The 25,126-nt window shown below is 37.4% G+C and carries 25 protein-coding genes, 1 other RNA gene and 2 pseudogenes; 22 read left to right on the top strand and 6 right to left on the bottom strand.

Annotation, left to right across the window (positions count from 1 at the left end):
• Positions 1 to 81: 81 nt before the first annotated feature.
• Positions 82 to 465: a rhodanese-like domain-containing protein gene (locus FA727_RS10200; RefSeq protein WP_136830777.1), complete on the bottom strand. Its 384-nt coding sequence runs from the start codon at positions 463 to 465 to the stop codon at positions 82 to 84.
• A 513-nt stretch (positions 466 to 978) separates the two neighbouring features.
• On the opposite strand from FA727_RS10200, the gene FA727_RS10195 reads away from it, so the two are divergent.
• The 9 genes and pseudogenes from FA727_RS10195 (at position 979) to FA727_RS10155 (ending at position 10,893) form a co-directional block, all read left to right on the top strand.
• Positions 979 to 1,815 (top strand): lipoate--protein ligase family protein, encoded by an 837-nt coding sequence (locus FA727_RS10195; RefSeq protein WP_136830776.1) that lies wholly within the window; start codon positions 979 to 981, stop codon positions 1,813 to 1,815.
• A gap of 401 nt (positions 1,816 to 2,216) precedes the next feature.
• Positions 2,217 to 3,005: pseudogene (locus FA727_RS10190) on the top strand (ribonucleotide reductase barrel domain-containing protein); the annotation flags it as partial.
• A 449-nt stretch (positions 3,006 to 3,454) separates the two neighbouring features.
• Positions 3,455 to 4,237 (top strand): HNH endonuclease signature motif containing protein, encoded by a 783-nt coding sequence (locus FA727_RS10185; protein ID WP_136830774.1) that lies wholly within the window; start codon positions 3,455 to 3,457, stop codon positions 4,235 to 4,237.
• A gap of 277 nt (positions 4,238 to 4,514) precedes the next feature.
• Positions 4,515 to 6,254 (top strand): annotated as a pseudogene (locus FA727_RS10180) (vitamin B12-dependent ribonucleotide reductase); the annotation flags it as partial.
• Positions 6,255 to 6,507: 253 nt separating this feature from the next.
• Positions 6,508 to 7,206 carry a response regulator transcription factor gene (locus FA727_RS10175; protein WP_136830772.1) on the top strand — a complete coding sequence of 233 codons (699 nt, stop codon included), beginning with the start codon at positions 6,508 to 6,510 and terminating at the stop codon, positions 7,204 to 7,206.
• Entirely contained in the window at positions 7,199 to 8,302 is a 1,104-nt protein-coding gene (vanS, locus tag FA727_RS10170) for a vancomycin resistance histidine kinase VanS (RefSeq protein ID WP_136830771.1), read from the top strand. The genes FA727_RS10175 and vanS overlap by 8 nt, the downstream gene beginning before the upstream one ends.
• 101 nt (positions 8,303 to 8,403) lie before the next feature.
• Entirely contained in the window at positions 8,404 to 9,282 is an 879-nt protein-coding gene (vanY, locus tag FA727_RS10165; protein ID WP_136830770.1) for a VanY-A/VanY-F/VanY-M family D-Ala-D-Ala carboxypeptidase, read from the top strand.
• Between the two features lie 23 nt (positions 9,283 to 9,305).
• The gene (locus tag FA727_RS10160; RefSeq protein ID WP_136830769.1) at positions 9,306 to 9,836 is read left to right on the top strand and encodes a VanZ family protein; all 531 of its coding nucleotides are present in this window, start codon (positions 9,306 to 9,308) and stop codon (positions 9,834 to 9,836) included.
• Between the two features lie 172 nt (positions 9,837 to 10,008).
• Positions 10,009 to 10,893: a patatin-like phospholipase family protein gene (locus FA727_RS10155; protein WP_136830768.1), complete on the top strand. Its 885-nt coding sequence runs from the start codon at positions 10,009 to 10,011 to the stop codon at positions 10,891 to 10,893.
• A gap of 348 nt (positions 10,894 to 11,241) precedes the next feature.
• On the opposite strand, the gene FA727_RS10150 is transcribed toward FA727_RS10155, so the two are convergent.
• Positions 11,242 to 11,631, bottom strand: a complete 390-nt coding sequence (locus FA727_RS10150) for an SA1362 family protein (protein WP_281280884.1) — start codon at positions 11,629 to 11,631, stop codon at positions 11,242 to 11,244.
• A 269-nt stretch (positions 11,632 to 11,900) separates the two neighbouring features.
• On the opposite strand from FA727_RS10150, the gene FA727_RS10145 reads away from it, so the two are divergent.
• From FA727_RS10145 to efp, 3 genes are all read left to right on the top strand, one after another.
• Positions 11,901 to 12,422: a YqhR family membrane protein gene (locus FA727_RS10145; RefSeq protein WP_136830766.1), complete on the top strand. Its 522-nt coding sequence runs from the start codon at positions 11,901 to 11,903 to the stop codon at positions 12,420 to 12,422.
• Between the two features lie 129 nt (positions 12,423 to 12,551).
• Positions 12,552 to 13,613, top strand: a complete 1,062-nt coding sequence (locus FA727_RS10140; RefSeq protein ID WP_136830765.1) for a M24 family metallopeptidase — start codon at positions 12,552 to 12,554, stop codon at positions 13,611 to 13,613.
• A 26-nt stretch (positions 13,614 to 13,639) separates the two neighbouring features.
• On the top strand, positions 13,640 to 14,197 hold the full coding sequence (efp, locus tag FA727_RS10135) for an elongation factor P (protein ID WP_136830764.1): 558 nt from the start codon (positions 13,640 to 13,642) through the stop codon (positions 14,195 to 14,197).
• 264 nt (positions 14,198 to 14,461) lie between these two features.
• Here efp and FA727_RS10130 read toward each other — a convergent pair whose 3' ends face one another.
• From FA727_RS10130 to FA727_RS10120, 3 genes are all read right to left on the bottom strand, one after another.
• Positions 14,462 to 14,671 (bottom strand): hypothetical protein, encoded by a 210-nt coding sequence (locus FA727_RS10130; RefSeq protein WP_136830763.1) that lies wholly within the window; start codon positions 14,669 to 14,671, stop codon positions 14,462 to 14,464.
• A 78-nt stretch (positions 14,672 to 14,749) separates the two neighbouring features.
• Positions 14,750 to 14,938, bottom strand: a non-coding RNA gene (gene ssrS / locus FA727_RS10125) — 6S RNA.
• Between the two features lie 59 nt (positions 14,939 to 14,997).
• Complete coding sequence (locus FA727_RS10120; protein ID WP_158318831.1) at positions 14,998 to 15,672, bottom strand: SIMPL domain-containing protein; 675 nt, start codon at positions 15,670 to 15,672, stop codon at positions 14,998 to 15,000.
• A gap of 184 nt (positions 15,673 to 15,856) precedes the next feature.
• On the opposite strand from FA727_RS10120, the gene spoIIIAA reads away from it, so the two are divergent.
• The 8 genes from spoIIIAA (at position 15,857) to FA727_RS10080 (ending at position 21,093) form a co-directional block, all read left to right on the top strand.
• Positions 15,857 to 16,774, top strand: a complete 918-nt coding sequence (spoIIIAA, locus tag FA727_RS10115) for a stage III sporulation protein AA (protein ID WP_136830761.1) — start codon at positions 15,857 to 15,859, stop codon at positions 16,772 to 16,774.
• A complete protein-coding gene (spoIIIAB, locus tag FA727_RS10110) occupies positions 16,775 to 17,290 on the top strand; it encodes a stage III sporulation protein SpoIIIAB (RefSeq protein WP_136830760.1) in 516 nt (171 codons plus the stop codon).
• A gap of 84 nt (positions 17,291 to 17,374) precedes the next feature.
• The gene (spoIIIAC, locus tag FA727_RS10105; protein ID WP_009794945.1) at positions 17,375 to 17,581 is read left to right on the top strand and encodes a stage III sporulation protein AC; all 207 of its coding nucleotides are present in this window, start codon (positions 17,375 to 17,377) and stop codon (positions 17,579 to 17,581) included.
• Positions 17,557 to 17,985 carry a stage III sporulation protein AD gene (spoIIIAD, locus tag FA727_RS10100; RefSeq protein WP_246041814.1) on the top strand — a complete coding sequence of 143 codons (429 nt, stop codon included), beginning with the start codon at positions 17,557 to 17,559 and terminating at the stop codon, positions 17,983 to 17,985. The genes spoIIIAC and spoIIIAD overlap by 25 nt, the downstream gene beginning before the upstream one ends.
• 35 nt (positions 17,986 to 18,020) lie before the next feature.
• Positions 18,021 to 19,217, top strand: a complete 1,197-nt coding sequence (gene spoIIIAE, locus FA727_RS10095; RefSeq protein ID WP_136830758.1) for a stage III sporulation protein AE — start codon at positions 18,021 to 18,023, stop codon at positions 19,215 to 19,217.
• A 14-nt stretch (positions 19,218 to 19,231) separates the two neighbouring features.
• On the top strand, positions 19,232 to 19,852 hold the full coding sequence (spoIIIAF, locus tag FA727_RS10090; protein WP_136830757.1) for a stage III sporulation protein AF: 621 nt from the start codon (positions 19,232 to 19,234) through the stop codon (positions 19,850 to 19,852).
• Between the two features lie 3 nt (positions 19,853 to 19,855).
• Complete coding sequence (spoIIIAG, locus tag FA727_RS10085; protein WP_136830756.1) at positions 19,856 to 20,497, top strand: stage III sporulation protein AG; 642 nt, start codon at positions 19,856 to 19,858, stop codon at positions 20,495 to 20,497.
• Positions 20,498 to 20,547: 50 nt separating this feature from the next.
• On the top strand, positions 20,548 to 21,093 hold the full coding sequence (locus FA727_RS10080; RefSeq protein WP_136830755.1) for a SpoIIIAH-like family protein: 546 nt from the start codon (positions 20,548 to 20,550) through the stop codon (positions 21,091 to 21,093).
• A gap of 36 nt (positions 21,094 to 21,129) precedes the next feature.
• On the opposite strand, the gene FA727_RS10075 is transcribed toward FA727_RS10080, so the two are convergent.
• Positions 21,130 to 22,608 (bottom strand): methyl-accepting chemotaxis protein, encoded by a 1,479-nt coding sequence (locus tag FA727_RS10075; RefSeq protein WP_136830754.1) that lies wholly within the window; start codon positions 22,606 to 22,608, stop codon positions 21,130 to 21,132.
• A 640-nt stretch (positions 22,609 to 23,248) separates the two neighbouring features.
• On the opposite strand from FA727_RS10075, the gene accB reads away from it, so the two are divergent.
• Both accB and accC read left to right on the top strand, forming a co-directional pair.
• Positions 23,249 to 23,752: an acetyl-CoA carboxylase biotin carboxyl carrier protein gene (accB, locus tag FA727_RS10070; protein ID WP_136830753.1), complete on the top strand. Its 504-nt coding sequence runs from the start codon at positions 23,249 to 23,251 to the stop codon at positions 23,750 to 23,752.
• Positions 23,753 to 23,765: 13 nt separating this feature from the next.
• Positions 23,766 to 25,121, top strand: a complete 1,356-nt coding sequence (gene accC / locus FA727_RS10065; RefSeq protein ID WP_136830752.1) for an acetyl-CoA carboxylase biotin carboxylase subunit — start codon at positions 23,766 to 23,768, stop codon at positions 25,119 to 25,121.
• The last annotated feature ends 5 nt before the right edge of the window (positions 25,122 to 25,126 follow it).

Raw genomic sequence — 25,126 nt, 5'->3', positions numbered from 1 at the left:
ACAGGACTTCTCCTGTAGCATCTATCCTTTTTTTAGGTAAAAAAAGTACACCACTTCATAGAAGTGATGTACGAACATTTTTTATTTCTTTGATTTAATTTTTCCAGACCATTTCTTGAACCCGCCGTTAAGCTGATAAAGGTCTTTGCAGCCCTTACGATATAAGCTCTGAGCAGCTCGTCCACTACGTAGACCATTTTGACAATAGAGATAAACTGGCTTATCTGGACGAATTTCTTTCATTCTGATTTTAAATTGGGAAAGTGGAATGTTTCTTGCTCCCAAAATATGTCCTGCATCGAATTCATTCGGCTCGCGAACATCGATTAATTGAGCCTTTCGATATCCAGCACGGAATTCTTCTTCAGTTAATGTTTTAACGATTTTTCTTTGATAAAGCCACATAATTAGACTGTATAAAAGAAAGGCAACTACTACTATTAGTAAAATATAAAGTGAATTCATGTCCGTTTCTCCTTCCAAAAAGCTTACGCCACATAATATTATATAGGGATTTCTGCATGTTAGTAAAGGATAATCAAAAAGTTCTAGATTTTCTTTTTTTATGTGTCTAGTATCTGATCAAAAATATCAGTTGAGTTATTATGATCTTATAACTTCAAACGCTTTAGTTGTTGTATAAATAGATAGAGGCATTAGAACAATCAACGTGATGAAAATGACTATGATATCTGTGATGACGGTAATTGGTATAAACGTGGTATAGATAAATTTAAGAATTTGAAAATATATGACGAAAAATATAACCGACATGAAATAAAATATGACCCTTTTCATCATGATTCTTCCCTCCGAAAAGAAAGCTTCTTCAAAAACACTATAAATTGATTATAGTTCAAATCAACTATAAGGAATAGTTGGAAAAACCTCTTTCTTTAATTTTGGAGCGGCATTTGTTATGCTATTATTCAGTGTCCGGGTAAAGGCATGAAATTTATGGACAAAAGAGGGTTACATATGGAGAAGGAAATTTGGGGTTTTATTGATTCAGGAGACAAGTCTCCGTCATTCAATATGGCTTTGGATGAAGCCTTGCTTGATTGGCATAGTGCTGGAAAAATTCCGCCGGTCATTCGTTTTTATGGTTGGAATCCAGCGACGTTGTCGATCGGTTATTTTCAAAAAGTCGAAAAAGAAATAAATATGGAAGCCGTTAAGGAGCATGGACTTGGATTTGTGCGCCGACCAACTGGAGGCAGAGGTGTTCTTCATGATCAGGAGCTTACCTATAGTGTCATTGTTTCTGAAGAGCATCCTGAAATGCCTAAAACGGTGACAGAAGCTTACCGTGTTATTTCGGAAGGAATCTTGAAGGGGTTTCATCAGTTAGGTTTGGAGGCATACTTTGCTGTGCCGAAAACAGCTGAAGAAAGAGAGTCGTTAAAGAATCCCCGTTCTGCTGTTTGCTTTGACGCTCCAAGCTGGTATGAGCTAGTCGTTGAGGGAAGAAAAGTAGCGGGAAGTGCTCAAACTCGACAAAAGGGAGTTATTCTTCAACATGGTTCGATTTTGCTTGATCTAGATGAAGATAAGCTATTTAGTTTATTTAACTACCCAAATGATAGAGTTAAAGAAAGAATGCAGAAAGCTTTTAAAAGTAAAGCTGTTGCCATAAATGATATAAGTCCTAGAAAAATTTCTTTAGAAGAAGCGAAGGTTGCCTTCAAAAAAGGGTTTGAGGAAGGGCTAAATATTGAATTAAAACCATTTGAGTTATCAGAAGAACAATTGGAATATGTTCTACAATTAGCGAAAGATAGATATGAAAGCGATGAGTGGAACTACAAGAGATAAACGGTGATGGTCGTTTCAAGGTCAGAGATTTTGAAACGACATCGTCGTTTTTTTCTTTTTTGAGGTAGATAAAAGAATAAGGATTTCGATATGGAACTTTCGTACCATGACGATTAAAGTGCAAGTTGCGAAATTTGCTAAAATTTATCAAATTATGCTGAAAACTAGCCATGATCTCCTTTTTTCTCCGTTTTATAGTTTTTTTTATGTTTGACAAAATTTTATTTTTTTGCTCATGACACAATATGTAGTATGTAGAAAAATATTTAAGATACTATATATTGATTTTGTGATTTCGAAGTGATACATTAAGAGTAATTTATTGGACAGCTAGATTTGAGCATATGGTTTCTATTATTTTTCAATAGATTTAAAGAAGTACATTTAAAGGAGTTGTGTGTATGTCTGTTGCGTTAGGACAAAAATTGAATATTGATGTGGAGCGCTTGAACAAGGATATCCGATTATTTCCTCAAGTTCATCCAATCACCCCAGATATGAAAATCACTCACAAAGGTGTTTCACGGTTGGTTATGTTGGACCGATACACGTTTAAGGACACTGAGAAACTTACTCTAACTAATGGTGATTTTGTTGTTCTTACCATTAAAGAGGATCCGAAGTTCCCTGCTAGAGGACTAGGACAAATTCTCCAAATTGATTGGGAAGAGAAAAGAGCTCAAGTTCTTGTTGATGAAGAATTTCGCGGTGTATTGGACGATCCTGAAGAGTCAAGCACAGGGGTAATAAATCGTTCACTAGATGTTATTGAAAAGCCACTTGAACTGTTTTATGAGCAAATTGCGAAACGCAACGCAACAGGCTTAGCGTCAGTTGAAACAACTGAGGAAAAAAGACAAGAATGGTTTGAAAAATTCTATCATGAGCTTGTAAGTATGAACTTTGTTCCTGCGGGAAGAGTTCTATACGGAGCTGGTGCTGATACAGATGTTACTTACTTTAACTGTTATGTAATGCCTTATGTTCAAGACTCTCGTGAAGGAATTTCTGAGCACCGCAAGCAGGTCATGGAAATCATGAGCCGCGGTGGTGGGGTTGGAACAAACGGTTCGACACTAAGACCACGTAATGCCCTTGCAAGAGGTGTAAACGGAAAATCATCTGGTTCTGTATCTTGGTTAGATGATATTGCGAAGCTTACACATTTGGTTGAGCAAGGTGGATCCCGTTAAGACCATGGCGGGAGAAAAATCTCGCGAATTGCTGGAACACCCTTAGAGCCTTTTTAACTACAACGTGACTGGTGACGGTGAGCGTGAATGTTTGAAAATAAAAAGGATTGGGCAATCAGCAGCCAAGTATCTTTGGAAACGAAGATAAAGGTTCAACGACTATTGAAACTTCCTAAAGCTTTAAAGTGATGGAAGAAGTAAACCATAGAAAACGGTGACGTTTTTATGGGGCGCGAGACAAGGAATACAATCCCTTGATGATATAGTCTGACCTTGCATGAGAGTGCAAGAGTGTGGCAGAAATGTCCACACCCCTCGGGAGTTGAGGAGTAACAAATAGCGTGGCGCACAAATGATAATGTTGGCGGATTAAAAAAGTGAATTCTAGATTGTTTTTTGGTAAAATAGGGATGAGAACATAAGTTCTCCTATGAGGGGTTGATAATATGGCTCTTACCAAAAATCTTCTTTTCCAAAAGTACGTTATTGAAAATCAAACTATAAGTGATATTGCCAAGGAAACAGGCTACCCAAAAAATAGGGTAAAAAGTGTTCTTAGAAGATTTGGCATTAGAAAAACGAAAATGAAATTGGGAAATGAACTGTATGATGATAGAGAATGGCTGTATGAACAATATGTTGTTCTAAATAAAGGTTATACAGTCATAGCAGATGAATTAGGTGTAAGTTATACAGTCGTTCGGGATCGTATTCTTTTCTTTGGTTGGAAGATCAGAGGTCATAAAGATATTGATAAAGGAAGTGCAAGGCGAGGGAAAAAACACACTGAGTCTGCTCTAAAAAAAATTCGATTATCTAGAATTAAGAAGAGTAGGGAACTGGAGTGTTTACACTGTTCAAGAATTTTTGAGAGACAGAATTCATCAATACTCAGGAGCAGTAAGAACTTTTGCACTGCAGTATGCTTTAGACAATATCTTAAGACAAATAGAATAGAAACTGTAGATATCACCGACTCAGCTGAATATAAAGAGTGGAGAAAAAAAGTTTATATTCGAGACGGTTATCGCTGTAAAATGCCTGGATGTAACTCTAATTCAAGAGACATTGCTGCCCATCATATTTATCCTAAGAAAAAATTTCCCAATAAAAAGTTTGATCTTCAAAATGGTATTACGCTTTGTAGAAAGTGTCATGAAGACACTTATGGAAAAGAAGAACAGTTTATAGATGCACTAGTCCGCGTCATTCAGAAAATGAATGACTAGAAAATCGGGTGAATTGCGGGGAACTCCTTAGAGGAAAGCAAGCTACAACGTGACCGGAAACGGTGAGCGTGAATGCTTTAAAAATTGCTTTCATTGGACAATCTGCAGCCAAGCGTCATTGGGCAAAGGTAATGGCGAAGGTTCAACGACTAGAGAGTGAGTCCCAACAATAAACTCTCATTAGCGCCCGGCCCCTAACAGATATGCTGAGGGTGATGATATAGTCTAGTCCGATTGCATAATGCAATGTAATATCCTGAAAAGGACGGTAAATACGTGGCATCCTGACATCATTGAATTCATTATTTCTAAAATGCAAAATCCGAGAATTCTTCGTTTCTTGCTTGAAACAACAAATGATGAAACGATTAAAAGATATGCAAAAGATAAATTGAAATTTACTCCACTTACCGAGCAGGAAAAAGCAATGTATCAGGGAATCTTAAACTACCGAAGCATTCCTGGACAAGGTGGATTCAGCGACGGGATTATGGCTGAAGCAGAAGAAAAACTTCAGACTGGTGGAAATTACTCAGTTCATAATTCAGAGTTCTTAACAGGTGCAAACATTTCTGTATGTTTAACTAAAGAATTCATGGAAGCTGTTGAAAATGACGCAGAATATGAACTTCGTTTCCCAGATGTTGAGGGATATAATCCTCAAGAAATGAAGATTTACAACGAAGAATGGCATAATGTTGGAGACGTTCGCGAATGGGAAAAGATGGGCAACAAAGTTCGTGTTTATCGCAAAATTAAAGCGAAGGAACTATGGAACCTTATCAACATTTGCGCAACTTATTCAGCAGAGCCAGGAATCTTCTTTATCGATAATGCTAACGATATGACAAATGCGGTAAGCTATGGTCAAAAAGTTGTGGCGACAAACCCATGTGGCGAGCAGCCTCTTGCACCATTTTCTGTCTGTAATTTAGCGGCGGTTAACCTAGCTGAAATGGCAGATAAAGAAACCAAAACTGTGAACTTTGAAAAGTTAAAGCAAACAGTAGAAGTTGGAGTACGTATGCAAGATAACGTAATTAATGCCACTCCATACTTCCTTGAAGAGAATAAAAAGCAAGCACTAGGTGAGCGTCGTGTTGGTCTAGGTGTTATGGGATTACACGATTTACTAATCTATTGTGAAACAGAGTACGGTTCTGAAAAAGGAAACGAACTAGTCGATAAAGTGTTTGAGACGATTGCAACGACTTCTTACCGAACTTCTGTTGAATTAGCTCAAGAAAAGGGAAGCTTCCCGTTCTTAGTTGGTGAGACTGAAGAAGATACAAATCGTTTACGTAAGGCATTCACTGAAACAGGCTTCATGAAAAAAATGCCTGAAGACATTCGTGAATCGATTTTAGAACATGGTATTCGTAACTCGCACTTACTAACTGTTGCTCCGACTGGATCCACTGGGACGATGGTTGGGGTATCAACTGGACTTGAGCCTTACTTCTCCTTCTCTTACTTCAGAAGTGGACGTTTAGGGAAGTTTATCGAAGTAAAAGCTGATATCGTGCAAGAATACCTAGAACAGCATCCAGAAGCAGATGAGAACAACCTGCCAAGCTGGTTTGTCACTGCAATGGAGCTTGCTCCTGAGGCACATGCTGATGTTCAATGTGTCATCCAACGTTGGATTGATAGCTCCATCAGTAAAACGGTTAATGCGCCTAAAGGTTACACTGTTGAACAAGTAGAAAAAGTTTATGAAAGATTATATCGTGGTGGAGCAAAAGGCGGTACAGTCTATGTAGATGGTTCTCGTGATGCGCAAGTATTAACCTTGACAGCAGATGAAAATAGCTTTGAGGAAACACCAAAACAAAAAGAAACTCCGAAACAGCATGTTGTACTCGTAGACACGATTAGTGAAATACGTTCAACAAACGTGACATTTGGCTCTGAAGTTGGAAATACTTGCCCAGTTTGTCGTAAAGGAAAAGTAGAAGAACTCGGCGGATGTAATACATGTACAAACTGTAACACGCAATTAAAATGCGGTTTATAAAAAGACACGAAAAACACCTCTATGGATTTGATTATCTATAGGGGTGTTTTTTTATGTCCAAATGAACGAGCATCTAAATTGCAGTAATCTTTGTTTGAAAAATGCCCATAATCTTGAATAAAAATAGAAAATAATAGAAAATGAAATACAAGCTCTAAATTTTGCTGCTAATGTCTTCCTAGTAAAAGTAGATTATAAGCATTAATACAAAATAAAAAATCCCTGAATACAACTTGATGTAGGAGTGTAATAGATGAAAGATATATCAATTTTAATTGCTGATGATGAGGAGGAGATCGCTGATCTTGTTGCAATCCATTTAGAAAAAGAAGGTTTCGATGTCTTTAAAGTACATAACGGGCAAGATGCACTACAGGTGATCCAGACTAGAACAATTGATTTGCTCATTTTGGATATTATGATGCCGAAAATGGATGGATATGAAGTGACCCGTCAGATTCGTGAACATCATAATATGCCGATCATTTTTTTGAGTGCGAAAACTTCTGACTTTGATAAGGTACAGGGATTAGTGATTGGAGCGGATGATTATATAACGAAACCATTTACCCCAATTGAACTGGTGGCGCGTGTGAATGCTCAATTACGCCGTTTTATGAAGTTTAATCAACCTAAACTAGATGTTAATACAGTGAAATTAGAATTTGGTGAAATCGTGATTTCTCCTGAACAACGTACAGTTTTCCTCCATGGTGAAGCTATCGAATTAACGCCGAAAGAGTTTGATATTTTGTGTTTATTAGCCAGTCATCCAAAGAAAGTTTATAGTGTAGAAAATATTTTTCAAAAAGTGTGGGGTGATGCATACTTCGAAGGCGGGAATACGGTCATGGTGCATATTCGAACCCTAAGGAAAAAACTTGGAGAAGATAAGAGAAAAAACAAGTTAATCAAAACTGTTTGGGGAGTGGGGTATACATTCAATGGCTAAATTTATACGTAATTTTCGTTTCAAAATAATCGTATTATTTGGTTTAAGTATGCTTCTGTCTGGCATTACAACTTACTTACTCTATAAAGGCCTACAGCTTTATTATCATACGATGGTTCTTCGTGGTGACCCATTGGCCCAACTTCGTCAATTCATAGATAGTGTTGGAGACTTTAACTTCTTTTTTATACTATTTATCTCACTTGCTTTCTTGTTTTTTTATTTACTGACTAATCCCTATTCTGCCTATTTCAATGAAATATCAAACGGAATTCATTATCTCGCTCGTGGAGACTTTAAACATCGGGTTTCTATCCAATCAAATGATGAATTTGGAGATATTGCAAAAGAAATTAATCTAGCAAGTGAAAAATTAGAAGAAGCCATACAAAGAGGAGACTTTTCAGAAAATAGTAAAGAACAGTTAATTGTAAATTTGGCTCATGATTTGCGTACGCCTCTAACTTCTGTTTTAGGTTATTTAGATTTAATCCTTAAGGATGAGAAGTTAACCAAAGAACAAGTCAGACATTTTTTAACGATTGCCTTTACGAAATCTCAGCGATTAGAACGACTGATTGATGAATTATTCGAAATAACGCGAATGAACTATGGCATGCTACCAATAGATAAAAAGCAAATTGATTTATCTGACCTTCTTAATCAATTAAAGGAAGAATTATATCCTATCTTCGAAAAAAATCATTTGACAGCTCGAATGAATATTCCTTCCCATTTACCGATTTTGGGTGACGGTGAGCTATTAGCTCGTGTGTTTGAAAATCTTTTAACCAATGCAAATCGCTATGGATATGATGGCCAGTTTGTAGATATTAACGGATTCGTGGATGAAGGGGAAGTAGTTGTTCAGGTAGTTAATTATGGAGATAGTATTCCAGAGGATGAACTTCCGTATCTTTTTGATATGTTTTATACCGGTGACAAAGCACGAACTCATCAAGAAGATAGCACTGGACTTGGTTTATTCATTGCAAAGAATATTGTAGAGCAACATAATGGAACGATTACTGCCGAAAGCAGTCTAATAAGGACTGTATTTGAAGTTCGTTTACCGCAGGAAATTGTCCACGCTTAAAAATTTCATTAAGGATTTAAGAAAAATTTAAACTTTACCCTACTCTTTTTTTAAAAAGTTTTTCCTATTCTAGTATCTATCAGAAAAAGGAGGAACTTGAAATGAAGAAGTGGGGATTTTTATTGTTTTTATTTATATGTCTGAGTTTTGTATTCGTTAATAAAGGCTCTTTTTTTCAAGATAATGAAGAGATTCAAAACTATGAAAAAAACTATAATGCCCATTTAGATAATAACGAGTCCGCTGAAGGTTTCCAAAAGTTAGAGATTACAAAAGAACAGGTCTATCACGGGAATTTACTTTTGGTTAATAAAGAGTATCCAGTTCATGAAGAGAGTATAAAATCAGATATCATCAATTTATTTAGGCATAATGAATTGACACAGGGGTACGGATTGCTAGATAGCGAAATTAAATTATCAGAGGAAGTTGCGCGTGAATTTTCAGAGATGATTATTGCTGCAGAAAAAGAAGGCGTTCGTAATTTTACCATTACTAGTGGCTTTCGAGACTTTAATGAGCAGAGTGTGCTTTATCAGGAAATGGGCTCTGACTACGCTTTGCCTGCAGGTTATAGCGAACACAATTTGGGTTTAGCACTTGATGTAGGATCAACCAAAATGAAGATGGAGATAGCGCCTGAAGGAAAGTGGATTGAAGAAAATGCATGGAAATATGGCTTTATTTTACGATATCCAAAGGATAAAACGGCCATCACTGGAATTCAGTATGAACCATGGCATATTCGCTATGTTGGATTGCCACATAGTGTCATTATAGAGGAAAAGAATTTTGCCTTGGAAGAATATCTAGAATTCCTAAAAGAACAAAAATCTATTACAGCCACTATACAGGGTGAAAAATTTGAGATCTCTTATTACCCTGTAACCGAAGAAACGACCATTCAAGTGCCTTCCAATCTTCGTTGGGAGATATCAGGTAACAATGTGGAAGGTGTAATCGTGACAGTGGTTCTCTGAATAATGGAGGTGAGGATAGCGCCATGAAAAAAACGAATATAATGAACAGAAGTATTGTACTAGCACTCTTTATCTTTTATATGTATGGAATTGTTAGAATTATATTATTTAAGTTCCGTTGGAGAGATACGGACTTTCTTATGCATCAACTTGAGAGGAATTTTTGGAACCCCGATATTCTCATAAACCATTTACAAAGAGGTAATTTTATCCCGTTTAAAACAATATTCATTAATATTAATAATCTATCGGGTTGGCATGATTTAAGTAATTTGCTAGGGAATATCGTTGCACTCATCCCATTTGGAATTTTTCTTGTACTTTTGTCTAAAAACAAAGGAACTAAATTCAAAGGCGTATTAGCTTTCTCTTTGAGTTTAAGTTTATGCTTGGAAAGCTTACAGGTTGTTTTTACTATCGGAAGTTTTGATGTCGATGACCTAATACTAAACACCGCTGGTGGACTGCTTGGCTATTGTGCGATCAAACTTTATGACAAGTCTAGAGTAAATATGCGAAGCATAGACCAAAAAAGAGATGTTGTTCAGAAATAAGAAATTAAAAAGGATTGTTCATTTTAAAGCGATAATATATTTTTATTTGTGTTTTTTATTGTCTCCCGTACTATTTGAACACATTGCTGATTAAAAATGTAACAATGGCAATTTATAATTTTCTCTAGCTCCTCGCCATTGCAAACAAAACCACATCTAGGGAGTGGCGACGATGTACATCGACGGTGTGTTCTCTGGCGGAGGGATAAAAGGATTTGCTCTTGTAGGTGCTTACCAGGCGATCGAGGACAGGGGAATACGGTTTAAGCGAGTAGCCGGGACGAGTGCTGGTTCGATTGTAGCCGCCTTGATAGCAGCAAACTATTCGAGTCGAGAAATCTACACTCTTATTGATGAATTAACCCTTGAAGATTTACTTGACCAACGAAAAACAATTCTCCCTACCTCTGTCACGAAATGGTTACTTCTCTACTGGCGCATGGGTCTTTATAAAGGACATAAATTAGAAGAATGGGTCGCTTCGAAGTTAGCAATGCGTGGGATTCAAACCTTTGGAGACTTACCTCCGCAAACTTTAAGAGTAATTGCTTCAGACTTAACGAATGGCCGTTTAGTTGTTCTTCCGGATGACCTTCCGAACTATGGGATCGATCCAAGTAAATTTCCCATTTCAAAAGCGATAAGAATGAGCTGTAGTCTTCCTTATTTTTTTGAACCTGTCAAAATAAAAAGCGAAAGAACCGCAAGTGTGATTGTAGATGGAGGGGTACTAAGCAATTTTCCAATGTGGTTATTTGATAAGGAGAATGTCAAAAAGGTTCGGCCAGTACTGGGTATAAAGCTCAGTTCTCAAGCAAATGAACATCATAAAAACCAAATCAATAATGCCATTAATCTATTTGAAGCGATTTTTGACACCATGAAAGATGCCCATGACTCACGCTACATCTCCCGTAAGCATGAAAAAAATATTATTTTTATTCCAATGGAGGGTGTGTTAACAACCGACTTCCAACTATCGGAAGACGAGAAGCAGGAATTATTTGATTTGGGATATACTAGAGCAAAAAAGTTTTTAGAAAAGTGGACTTATTAAATGGTTGTTTTCGTATATGTTTTTTGAAATAGAAAAGAATTCGTGTAGGTATGAGAATTCATAGGCGGAGAATTTCCTGTTAAAGTATATAGATGGAGCTTAAGAAGCAGATATTAGCGGAGATATTCCGATTAGTTGCTTGAAATAAGACAAAATCCCAAGATTTAGATACTGTAAGCGGAAAAACTCCGCCAATTTCTAGGGAAATATGGGCATATTCCGATATAAAAGGAATTTTTGCGGTTATTTTTCAAACACAGTATAGTCAACGCGGTTTATTCTTTGCTAATTTAATGTGATTGCTGTTCTTGGTTCCCCAGAACCCGTAATTAAAAAACGAGCCCTTCATTAAAAAGAGGCCCGTTTTTTCTTTTTCCCTTTTTTTCCTTCAATCACTGTTAGGTGAGCAGCGGATTTTGCTTTATTTTTTCCTTTTTTCAGTGTACTGACACTTCCGTTCATTGTTTTAACAGAGGGCTTTCGGGCATCTTTTTGGTGAAATCGTTTCTTTGATTTTTTTGCTGCCTTTCTAAAAGCACTCTGCTCACGCTTTTGAGGGGTAGCACCATTAAAGCGACGAACCAAAAAGAAAATAGCGAATCCGATAACTAGGAAAACGAGGACACTTTGGAAAAAGGCAGAGGGATTGGATATCAAGCGACTTGCAACACCGATTATTGCTAGTATTATCATCCCAATAACAAAATAAAAAGATGTTCGATTTTTCAAGAAAGCCACCTCCCTATAAGCATGATAAGCAATATTTCCTGTTTTTAAACTAACGAACAATGGGAATATTATTATTATTTTATGCATTCTTACTGTATATTGACGCATTATTTAAACAATTATTAAACCAAATAAAAAAGCTACTTTGTTAATTTAATTCTACTAGAAAGTCGAGAAAACCTCTATAATGTCGTGATTATTTTTTACAACATAAGTATGAGATGGAAATGAAAAGGAATCTTATTGCTAGGACATAATACTAGTGGAGGTGTTTTAAAATGGCAGAAAAAGAAAAATTAGAACAAAATCAGAAAGAGAAACCACTTTCGTTTATGGCGATGGTCATTTTGACAGGATTAATTGGAGGGATTTTCTGGAGTGGCCTTGGGTACATGGCCTATTTATTTAATTTTACAGACGTTCATCCCAACGTTATCCTAGAACCTTGGGCTCTCGGGGCTTGGAAAAAACAATGGCTCGGAACGGTGATTTCAATTGTCTTAATGGGGGTACTATCCATTGGTGTTGCGTTGGTTTACTATGCAGTACTGAAAAAAATGAAAAGCATCTTCATTGGGATTGGATTTGGAATAGGGATATTTCTTCTCGTCTTTTTAGTCCTTAATCCGATTTTTCCAGGGATAAAACCATTTCGAGAATTAAGCTTGAATACGATTATTACATCGGTTTGCCTGTATGCATTATATGGTGCTTTTGTTGGTTATTCGATCTCATATGAGTATCAAGAGCAGGAATATCGTGAAAATCAAGAAGTAAGAGAAAAAGAAGTAACATCGTAACGGATGAAATAATAGTCGCTGAAAAAAACAGTATGGTAAAATACTCTTAGGTTGTTTTTTCTCACTATTCTTAATAAAAGTAAATCTAGCTTGTGAGATTAGTGAAAATGTAGAAGGGGAGAGGAATTAATGGATAAATTACAAAAAGTAAGAGAAAGCTTAGGCAAATTAGGAATCGACGGATTACTTATTACAAGCAGTTATAACCGTCGTTACATCTCCAATTTTACAGGATCAAGCGGTGTTGTGTTAGTTGGATTAGATGGAGCGAAGTTCATTACTGATTTTCGTTATGTTGAACAAGCCTCAAAGCAATGCGTAGGTTTTGATATTGTAAAACATACTGGCACGATTCCAGAAGAGGTTGCAGAACAAGTAAAAGCAATGGGAATTAAGAAATTGGGATTTGAACAGGACCATGTTACATTCTCAAGCTTTAAGTCTTATGAACAAGCGATTCAATCTGAACTAGTACCAGTTTCGGGCCTAGTTGAAAAAATTCGCTTGATTAAGACCGATGCAGAGATTAAGATATTAAAGGAAGCAGCAGATATTGCTGATGCTGCATATAAGCATATTTTAGATTTCATTCGACCTGGAATTTCTGAGCTTGATGTTTCGAATGAATTAGAGTTCTTTATGAGAAAAGCTGGCGCTACGTCTTCTTCCTTTGATATTATCGTTGCCTCAGGTCAACGTTCTGCTCTACCACATGGAGTGGCATCTGATAAAATCATTGAAAAAGGTGATTTCATCACATTAGATTATGGCGCTTACTATAATGGTTACATTTCTGATATTACGCGGACGCTGGCAGTCGGTGAGCCAGATCCAAAATTGAAAGAAATTTATCAAATCGTCTATGAAGCTCAATTACGTGGTGTTGAGGGAATCAAACCTGGAATGAGCGGAAAAGAAGCGGATGCGTTAACAAGAGACTATATTTCTGAAAAGGGCTACGGGGAATATTTTGGTCATTCTACTGGACATGGAATTGGTTTAGAAGTTCATGAAGGCCCTGCATTATCCTTCAGATCTGAGCTTATATTGGAGCCGGGAATGGTCGTAACTGTAGAACCAGGAATATACATACCAGGACTTGGTGGCGTTCGTATTGAAGATGATACTGTAATAACAAAGGATGGGAATGAGACGCTAACTCATTCTACAAAAGAACTCATTATCTTATAATTTAGTTTCGTAGGAGGATTTTACGCATGATTTCTGTTAACGATTTCCGTACAGGATTAACAATTGAGGTAGACGGAGGGCTTTGGCGTGTAATGGATTTCCAACATGTTAAGCCAGGAAAAGGAGCAGCGTTCGTACGCTCTAAGCTTCGTAACCTACGTACAGGTGCTGTACAAGAAAAAACTTTCCGTGCTGGTGAAAAAGTAGCGAAAGCACAAATTGATAACCGCAGAATGCAGTACCTTTATGCAAACGGCGACCAACACGTATTCATGGACAACGAGTCTTATGATCAAATCGAATTACCAGCAACTGCGATTGAGTATGAATTAAAATACTTAAAAGAAAATATGGAAGTTCAGATCATGATGTTCCACGGTGAAACACTTGGTATTGAATTACCAAACACTGTTGAACTTGAAGTAACTGAAACTGAACCAGGAATCAAAGGTGATACAGCGTCAGGTGGTACAAAACCTGCTACACTTGAAACTGGTTTAATCGTTCAAGTTCCATTCTTCGTAAACCAAGGTGATCGTCTAATCATCAACACAACTGAAGGTTCATACGTATCACGTGCATAATATAAAAGGCTCTTTTCGCAAAGATTTTTGCTCCTAGAAATAAATTGGTTATATGGATAGCAATTTTTCTTCTTAAAAACATTCAAAGTCAGCGAAAAGTGCCGTGCAAAAATAATATGAAGCACTAAACCAAGTAAGAGGTGTAAATGTCGGCTTTTGGACATTTACGAAAAAACAACAAGTTTTTTTCGTCAGAAAATAAACAATCAATACCAAGACAGCGTAAAAAAATCCCAAATGGAAATCACTCCATTTGGGATTTTTTTATTCTTCTTCTACCTCTCTACCGGTTGCTCCTACAGAGATATCTGTATCGTTTTTATTATTGTATTCTGGATCAGACTTCATTTCCGTTCGGTTATCTCTAGCCCCACCTAGATATTGTTGCTTTAAGTCCCTTTGTTCCTTCAAAAATTTATCCCGATTTGGATTAACCACGACTCCACCAGCTCCTTTCCTCTCTAGTGTTTGCAAGATTAATCTCCTTATGTATTCATTCAATTCCATATAAAAAGCAACAGCCGTAGACTGTTGCTTGAAAAATTCCTATTAGATAAAGCCGTTGCTGCCGTCGAATTAATATGGAGTTTCAAAACCTGTTCCACCAGGTGGGCATCCGCAATCAGGTTTTCAAGCGTCCTTACACATTGTGAAGGCATGTTGTCTTTCCTCATCATATAGGATTCCCTATTACTCACTATAGGTTGAAACTACATATCCAAACGAACAACCCAGCCTCTGTACTAGTATTTTATAATGTCGGGACAGCCTTCTTCAAGAGGAAATGAATGGAACATTTTTTACATGGTTGTTGTTGAAAAAACAGCAGTTACGACTGCTTCTATATCCTCTTTTCCAGGCTGAATCTCAGTCGAAGCACTCAAGACCATTTGCGTTTTTTGCAAAGGAATTGGTGTTTCAAGGAATCTTCTTTCTTCTACAACGGATTTAGGAGTCGGTATTAAGGTTAAGTTAAAGGCGTTTGCGATTGTTTTTGCTTTTTGAAGGGCATCTTCAACAGCTATAGTTAAAGCTCTTTGGTAAAGATTTGAAGAGTTCAAGATTTGAAAGGAGATATTGGATACACGATTCGCCCCATGTTCAACGGCAGTATCTACAACCAGCCCAACCTTATCTATATCTAAGACTGTAACTTGTAGCATATGGTCTACACGATATCCTCTAAAGACTTGTTTGCCATCCACAAAATCATACATTGGAAAGATCGTAAAGTTATCCGTTTGAATGTTTTCAGCGAGTATTCCAATAGCTTTCAAAACTTTCGTAATATCAGATATCTTTTGCGCATTCTCTGATTGAGCTGTTCTTAATTCGGTGTGTTCTGATTCAACTCCGATAAGTACTTGTGCCGTATCGGGCTGAATTGAAATCCGTCCTTCCCCAGTAACCTTTATTTCACTTTTTCCACGTGTTGTCTCAGGAGGCTTTCGGTAAATCGGCTGATAATAATACAAATTTCTCCCTCCAATTTTTAAACATTTTTAACATTCTATTCGGTGTTTGAATTTTTTGCCTAAAAATCTTTTATTAATAAAAAAGGTGATTCTTTTTAACATAGTCATAATGTGTCCAAGCAGGCATACATTTTTAATAGGTTGTTCTCACAATTGATAGAGATTATTCCAGGAGGCGTACAATGTGGAGCAAGTATTGAAGATGTTGCCAAGAAGAGTGGTAGAACAATTGGAACAGCTCCCTCCTCTACTATTAAATGAAGTAGAAGAAATTAGAATCCGTATTCATAGACCGATTGAAGTGGCCGTGAAAGGTGCTCCACGGTTCTTACCGTATATCGTGAAGGAAGATGATGCGATTCATTTATTGAATAAAATCAGCCACTTCTCGATCTACACTTTGGAGGAGGAATTAAGAAGAGGATATGTCACGATTTCTGGGGGACATCGAATTGGACTAGCGGGAAAAGTGATCCTTGAACAAGGTGCCGTTAAGGCAATTAGGGATGTTTCTTCCTTTAATATCCGAATTGCAAGGGAAAAGATTGGGATAGCCGAACAGCTTACCCCCTATATATATGAAAATGGTTGGCTTCATACGATGATCATTGGTCCTCCGCAAACAGGGAAAACAACGCTTTTACGAGATTTCGCTCGGATTATTTCAGGTGGAAATCCTACATTTTTACCTGAAAAAGTTGGGATCGTCGATGAACGATCTGAAATAGCGGGAAGTGTACATGGAATTCCGCAGCTTACCTTTGGCCCCAGAATCGATGTATTAGATGCATGTCCGAAAGCAGAAGGAATGATGATGATGATTCGTTCTATGAGTCCGGATGTCCTTGTTGTTGACGAAATTGGAAGGAAAGAAGATTGTGATGCGATTTTGGAGGCGATTCATGCCGGAATCAAATTATTTATGACAACCCATGGAAATTCGCTTGATGAGGTGAGTAATCGTCCAATTTTAAAACCATTAATTGAGATGGGAATTTTTCAAAGATTTATTGAGCTTAGTCGTCTTGAAGGACCAGGGACTGTTACATCGATCAAGGATGGAAATGGTACTGATATTGTTGAAAAAGTGAGTGTGACTTAAATGATAAAGATTATCGGGGCGATACTGATTATTCTTGCCACAACTTGGACGGGCTTTGAAGCTGCTAGGCATTTTAATGAGAGGCCCAGACAGCTACGTCTACTAAAATCCGCTCTTCAGTCTTTAGAAGCAGAGATTATGTACGGACATACTCCATTACACGAAGCATCAAGAAGATTAGCTGCCCAAATGACAAAGCCATTATCTACATTTTTTGAATCATTTGCGAAAAAATTGACGTATAGTGAAACAACTGTTAGGGATGCGTGGGAGGGAAGTTTGAACGAAGTTTGGAAGCAAACGGCCTTAAAACATGGGGAATTTGAAATTATGAAGCAATTTGGAGAAACCCTTGGGAGACATGACCGAGTATCCCAGCAAAAACAAATTCAATTAACGCTAACTCATCTGGAACGGGAAGAAGCAGATGCATTTGATAGGCAAGCAAAATATGAAAAACTCGTAAAAAGCTTAGGGTTTTTATCAGGACTATTGGTAGTCATTTTATTGATGTAATTTTCGTTGGGACGGTTGTACATCTTCCAAGCATTTTGCAGTGTACTTTACTGGGACCTTATTTGTACTTAGGGAGGAAAAGACATGGGTTTAGAAGTAGATATCATCTTTAAAATTGCTGGAGTAGGGATTGTCGTAGCGTTCTTGCACACAATACTTGACCAAGTTGGAAAAAAGGAATATGCCCAGTGGGTTACACTGTTTGGATTTATCTATATCTTATTTATGGTTGCATCCATTGTCGATGACTTGTTTCAAAAAATTAAATCCGTGTTTCTTTTTCAAGGGTAAAGGAGGGCTTAGCGATTGAAATCATCCAAATCGTAGGAGTAGCTCTTATCTCTACATTCTTAGCATTGATTGTCAAAGAACAAAAGCCCAATTTTGCCTTTCTACTTATTGTTTTTGTAGGCTGTACGATCTTCTTATTTTTAATTGACCAAATCTATGCGATCATCCATATGCTCGAAGTGATTGCAGTCAATGCTAAGGTGAACATCATATATGTGGAAACGATCTTGAAAATTATAGGCATTGCTTACATTGCTGAATTCGCTGCTCAAATTACAAAGGATGCTGGCCAAGGTGCGATTGCTTCAAAGATTGAATTGGCAGGGAAAATTTTAATACTAGCGATGGCGATTCCAATATTGTCCGTTCTAATTGAAACGATCATACAACTAATACCAAACTAATTTCTAACTAATCTCCCTAAATGAAGGTGAAAAAAATGAAGCAATGGATTCAGCTCATCTCCACTATCATATTCGCCATACTTTTGTTTTTTAGCATAAATGGACAAGCCTCTGCAGAGGAAAATGACAGCACCGTGCTCGATCCGCAGGCGCTCGTCGATCAGCAAATAGAGGCCCTTAATTTAGATGAATTAACTGGATTTTGGGAAGAGATTAAGGATGAATATGGCGGGTTTCTACCCGAAAGCCAAAAGGGAAGCCTTTACGAATTTATCAAAGGAGATAAAGAGTTTTCACTAAAAGAGTGGTCATCTGGACTACTAAAATATATTTTCCATGAATTTCTCGTCAATGGAAAATTACTTGGAACATTAATCATGCTTACAATCTTCTCGATGTTCCTGCAATTGCTTCAGAACTCCTTTGAAAATACGACCGTTAGCAAAGTCGCTTATTCGATTGTCTTCATGGTGCTCATCATCATTGCACTGAACAGCTTTCATGTCGCGATAGAATATACAACTCAGGCGATACACTCGATGACCTCATTTATCATTGCCCTTATCCCACTGCTTCTTGCGTTAATCGCAAGCTCGGGAGGAATCTTTTCAGCAGCATTTTTTCATCCGGTCATACTATTTCTTATGAATATTAGCGGGACCTTTATTCAATTTGTTGTACTACCATTTCTCTTCCTGTCTGTCTTGTTGAATATCGTAAGTACATTAACGGACCATTACAAAGTAACTCAATTAGCGACCCTTTTACGAAATTGGAGTATTGGTTTGCTGGGACTTTTCTTAACTGTTTTTCTTGGAGTTATTTCTGTTCAGGGAGCATCTGCGGCAGTCACAGATGGAGTCACGATTAGAACGGCAAAATTTATTACGGGAAATTTTATCCCAGTCATTGGGAGGATGTTCACTGACGCAACAGATACAGTGATCAGTGCATCCGTTTTGTTAAAAAATACAGTTGGGATAGCTGGAGTCGCGATTCTTCTACTCATTGTCGCTTTTCCAGCAATCAAAATACTTATGATTTCCTTCATCTATAAATTTGCCGCAGCAATCTTGCAGCCTCTTGGTGGAGGGCCGGTTATCAAATGCTTAGATATTATTAGCACTGGTGTTATTTATGTATTTGCAGCTTTAGGAATTGTTTCCCTGATGTTCTTTTTAAGCTTAACGGTCATTATTGCTGCCGGCAATTTAACGATGATGGTTCGATAAAGGGGGAAGGATTAATGGAATTTATTACCGAGTGGATCACGAATATTATTCTATTTGTTCTTATTGCCACGGTTATCGATCTTCTCCTCCCGAATACAAGCATGCAGAAATACACAAAAATGGTGGCAGGTCTTTTGTTGATTGTGATTATTCTATCGCCAATATTGAAGCTCTTTTCCGATGATTTCGAAACGGCGATAGCTTCCATCCCATCGATGAATACCAATATGGATGAAAAAAATATGGAAAATTTAATAGATTTGCAGAAAAAAGAAATACAAGCCTCCACTGATGCATATATTTTAGAAGAAACGGCTGTCCAACTAAAAGCGGGCGTAGAGGAGGAGTTGATGGAGCAATACGGATTAGAGATTTCAAACATTGAACTTTTAGTAGATGAGAATGGTCAGCAAGATTTTCCAGGGAACCTCCAAACAGTCATTGTTCACCTAAAGGAACCCGATGGTGAGCCTCAAGCGGTTGAAGTAGTAAAACAAGTAGAGATCAATACAACAGAACCTCTTCCATCCAATGAAGGCACGCAGGACAGCTATAGAATTGCATCTCTTCTTTCAGAAAAATGGGATGTTGAAAAAGAAAATATAAAAGTCGTAGTAGAAGGGGGGAGCAGTTAAGCGATGGAGCAAGAGAAGGGGCCGTTATCATGGCTAAAAAAGCTGTTCTCAAAAGAGGGAAAATCCGAGAAAAAGTATCAATATTTGATCGTTGTCCTATTGTTTGGAGCTGCGATTATGGTGGTCAGTAATACGCTATTTAGTGGAGACAATAATCAATCAAGCATTCCTGTGGTTGGAAGTTCAGAAGGGGTTCCTTCTGAAGTAGAAACGTTGGGCCAAACAAAAGCAGCTGGAAACGATATGATCGCAGATTATGAACAGCGATATGAAACCCAATTGAAAGAAGCGTTAGAAGGAATTACTGGCGTTAGTGATGTGATGGTCGCCGTTAATGTAGATGCAACAGAAATGAAAGTATTGGAAAAAAATACGGTTACGCGTTCTCAAACCACTGGTGAAAAGGATCGAGAAGGTGGAGAGAGAACGGTAGAAGACCAATCACAGGATAGTCAAACCGTGATTGTCCGAAATGGAGAAAAAGAGGTTCCGATTGTACTAGAAACGAAGAAACCTGAAATTAGAGGTGTTCTTGTGGTAGCAAAAGGAGCAGATAATATACAAGTAAAGAAATGGATCATTGAATCTGTTACAAAGCTGCTTGATGTCCCAGTCCATCGTGTTTCCGTTATGCCAAAGAAATGATTTAGATTTTATCAATAAATAGTAGTCAATTAAGAAGGGGGATTCCATAAATGTTACTTAAAAAGCAAACGGTTTGGTTATTAACAATGTTAAGTTTAGTAGTGGTACTATCAGTTTATTACATGACATCACCTGATCAGCAAAAAAATGAACTAGCGACTCAAGAGCAAGAAAAGGCAACTAATTCTGGACAAGAAGAAGTGACAACTGAGACAGAGGGAGAAGTTTTATCAAGTGTTGCAAGTGACGAGGTGTTTGAAGGCTTGCGCTTACAGTTAGATGAAGAACGAAGTAAAATGAAAGAGGATTTAAGAGATATCATGGCTTCAACGGATCTTCCAGCAGACCAGCGTAGCAAAGCATATGACCAAATCGAAGAATTAGACCAAGTCGCTCAAAAAGAGGCGGTCTTAGAAACATTGATAATTGCCATGGGATATGATGATGCACTTGTACGTGCTGATGGAGAAAAGGTGCGAATCACTGTTAAATCAAATGAACCGTCTGCATCAGCTGCAAATGACATCATTCAAGTAGTCAAGGACGAACTAGGACAAATGCAAGCAGTAGCAGTTGAATTTCAGCCCGACAAATAAGTAAATGAAAAGAACGGGAGAGCAGATGCTTTCCCGTTACTTTTGTATGTCCATTAAATTTTCGATGGATTGATGTGCTTCGGTAGCAGACTGGAGAAGTACTTCATGCTGAGAGGTTTGTAAGCCGACGGTTGATGCTAATTCTTGTAAGACAGCACTAGACTGCTCAATAACAGAACTGAAATCATTAACTGATTCTTCTATGGATCTTGATGAATGAAGGATGTTTTTTGTTAAAGTTTCGTATTTAGATATATCTTCTTTTAACTGTTGGAAGGTTACTTGGATTTTTGAAAAAGCATCATGTGAATCAACAGCCAGTTGTAAGTTATCGGTGATTTTCTTTCCAGTGACTGAAACAGTATCCATTGCTCCATATGTTCTACTGCTAACATTTGCGAGATTGTCAGAAATTTGTGATGCCGTTTTTCGAGTGACATCAGCTAGCTTTCGGACCTCTTCTGCCACGACTGCAAAGCCTTTTCCAGAATCTCCAGCTCGAGCAGCCTCAATGGAAGCATTTAGGGCGAGGAGATTTGTTTGTTCGGCAATTTCTTGAATTACTTTTGTAAACGAAGAAGTCTCTTTTACTAGATTAGAAAGGGTTGTCATCTGAAAATTCATTTTTTCCATATCAGTGAATGAAATGGAGAGTTCTTCCTTTAGTTTAGTAATAAGAAGTTCACCATTATTTGTAACTTGTTCTGCCTCGATGGCATCTTGGTGGAGCTTGTTCACAAGACTATCGGTGTCTCGAATCAATTGATTGGAGTTTTCTAACGCTTTCGTAATTCCGACAATTGAGTCAGATTGAGTTTGAATACCAGCTGCAATTTCCCCAATAGAATCATTCATTTCTTGAGCAGCCTCATAGTTTTCATGACTTTTATTTCTAACAAAGTGGATTAGGTCAGAAAGGTTTATTGTATTATCTTTTACAGTCATTCTAATTTTGCGATCGTTCAACAACAATTCTTCCGTTTGTTGCTGGGCAGCAACAATATTTTTAGATAGTTTTTTGGATATTGCCAATTGAAAACCTAGTAAAATAGATACTAAAAGATAGAGTAAATAAACAGTTGCATAATTCTTTGTTTCTAGTGGTAAAGTACTATTGTTTTGCCAAATGAACGCCGTATTTGCAATAAAGCCGAAAATGGCTCCTGTCCACAAAACTTTTTTATCCATATAAATGGCTGCCATTGCAAGAATGAAATACAGTAAGACAAATGCGGCAGGCGATACACTGTTTGCCATAATGACATACATGACGATGGTGACTAGAACAACAGCAAGATAGGGGATAAACGAAACAAGTTTTCGGGTGTAATGAAGAAAGGCAATGAGGGCTACACCCAGGCCTCCGCCAATAACAATCGATAGGATAAGGGCTAAATCTTTTTTCATCACAATATCCACAACTGTTGCAAGGATTACACATACTAATGTTGCTTTTACAACCAAGGAATTCTTTCTGGTCATATCTTCCTGTTTTATCTCGGTAATCGTTTTCAAAAATATCCCTCCTTTTTACCTATATCATTATTTTTCGCTATAATATTACAAAAATCCTTTTAAAATTCTGAAAATATAATCTGCTATAATGGAAGATAGTGAAAGAAATGAACTTTTCGTTTCGAATTATTCATTTAAAAGGATATGGATAGAATTATGGTAGAGCTTTTTTGGGGCTCTGTTAGTGTTCATTGTTAATTTTCGACAGGTGTATCCAATTAACCGGAGACATTCCGTCTATTTTGAAATATTAATGGTTATTAGGTGAAATAGGCGGAAATTTTCCGCTAGAAACCCTAAAAAGCCTTAAAATCATGAAAAATGTTTAGCTTAACCGAAAAAATTCCGCTTATACTTATAAAGAAATAGAAGTACTTTCTTGATTTAGCCGGAATTTTTTCTCCTATTTTCAATGTAATAAAAATGAATTCAACACCCACTTTTAACAGTATTCTTATTAAAAAAAAGTGCTTAGAAATAGAGTCGAAGAAATAATTGTTGCTGTGTCTCTTTATATTTCAAGCTGATTATCACAGGAAAAGGACATACAAAAAATCAATTAGGATTGAACTTTCATAAGGTCTTATCGTATAGTATTAGTATCTAGTGCTAAATTTCCGTAAATTAAGGAGTGTCATACATGTTAAAAGTACAAGAAATTCGTGAATTAATTAAACTTGTTGATCAATCAAATTTAGATGAGTTTGTGTATGAAGTTGATGATTGTAAAATTAAAATGAAAAAGAATCAGGCAGGAGTAGTTACCGTATCTAGTCAACCGGCAGTTGCACCAGTTGTTGTAGAAGCACCGAAGCCACAAGCAGGGGCACCAGCGGCACCAGCGGCTGTTCAACAAGACGCACCAAAGGAAGAAGCAGCACCTGAACCTATCGTAAATGAAAATTTACATCAAGTTACATCTCCAATGGTTGGAACTTTTTATGCGTCTCCATCACCAGATCAAGATGCTTATGTAAAAGTAGGCGATAAAGTATCGAATGATTCCATTGTTTGTATTGTAGAGGCAATGAAATTATTTAACGAAATCGAAGCTGAAGTAAGTGGAGAAATTGTGGAAATCCTTGTTAAGGACGGCCAACTGGTTGAATACGGTCAGCCATTATTTTTAGTAAAGCTTCAATAAGGAGATGCCAAAAATGATTAAAAAATTACTTATTGCCAACAGAGGAGAAATCGCTGTTCGGATTATTCGCGCTTGCCGTGATTTAGGAATTGAATCAGTAGCTGTCTACTCAGAAGCTGATAAAGAAGCATTACATGTGCAGCTTGCAGATGAGGCTTATTGTATTGGACCAACTTCATCAAAGGACAGTTATTTAAACTTTACAAATATCATTAGTGTAGCAAAGCTAACAGGTTGTGATGCTATTCACCCTGGCTATGGATTTTTAGCTGAAAATGCAGACTTCGCAGATCTTTGCCGCGAATGTAATATTATCTTCGTTGGTCCTTCACCAGAAGCGATTACGAAGATGGGGACAAAGGACATTGCCCGTGAAACAATGAAAGAAGCGGGTGTACCAATTGTTCCAGGTTCACAAGGAATCATTAAGGACGAGCCTCAAGCGATTGAACTGGCAAATCAAATTGGATACCCTGTCATCATTAAAGCTACAGCTGGTGGCGGTGGTAAAGGGATCCGCGTTGCTAAAAATGAAACTGAGTTGCTAAAAGGGATTAACATTACTCAGCAGGAAGCCTTAACAGCTTTCGGGAACCCTGGCGTATACATTGAAAAATTCATTGAAGATTTCCGTCATGTTGAAATTCAAGTTTTAGCAGATGGTTTTGGAAATGTTGTTCATTTAGGTGAGCGTGATTGCTCTATCCAAAGAAGATTACAAAAGCTTCTTGAAGAAACGCCGTCACCTGCTTTAGATAGCGAAATTCGTGAAGAAATGGGTTCAGCGGCTGTAAAAGCAGCAAAAGCAGTTGATTATACGGGCGCTGGTACGATAGAATTTATATATGATTACCGTAATCGCAAATTTTACTTCATGGAAATGAATACTCGAATTCAGGTTGAGCACCCCGTAACCGAAATGGTAACAGGAGTCGATTTAATTAAGGAACAAATTAAAGTGGCTTCTGGAGAGGCGCTACCTTTCAGCCAAGAAGAAGTACAGTTTAATGGTTGGGCAATGGAGTGTCGTATCAATGCTGAAAACCCAGAGAAGAATTTTATGCCTTCACCTGGTAAAATTAATATGTATCTTCCGCCAGGTGGCCTTGGAGTTAGAATTGATTCTGCGGCATACCCAGGCTACTCGATTCCTCCTTACTATGATTCTATGATTGCAAAAGTGATCACATATGGAAGCACGAGAGAAGAAGCGATTTCGAGAATGAAAAGAGCCTTAAGTGAATTTGTAGTAGAAGGAATCCATACGACGATTCCATTCCATTTAAAATTACTTTCCCATGAAAAATTCGTGGAAGGTGATTTTAATACGAAGTTTTTAGAAATGTATGAGGTAATGAAATCTGAGTAATTCAG

The sequence above is a fragment of the Robertmurraya kyonggiensis genome, assembly GCF_005116465.1.
Taxonomy (GTDB): domain Bacteria; phylum Bacillota; class Bacilli; order Bacillales; family Cytobacillaceae; genus Robertmurraya; species Robertmurraya kyonggiensis.
The sequence above is the reverse complement of the archived record's forward strand: the minus strand, read 5'-3'. Positions and strand labels throughout refer to the sequence as shown.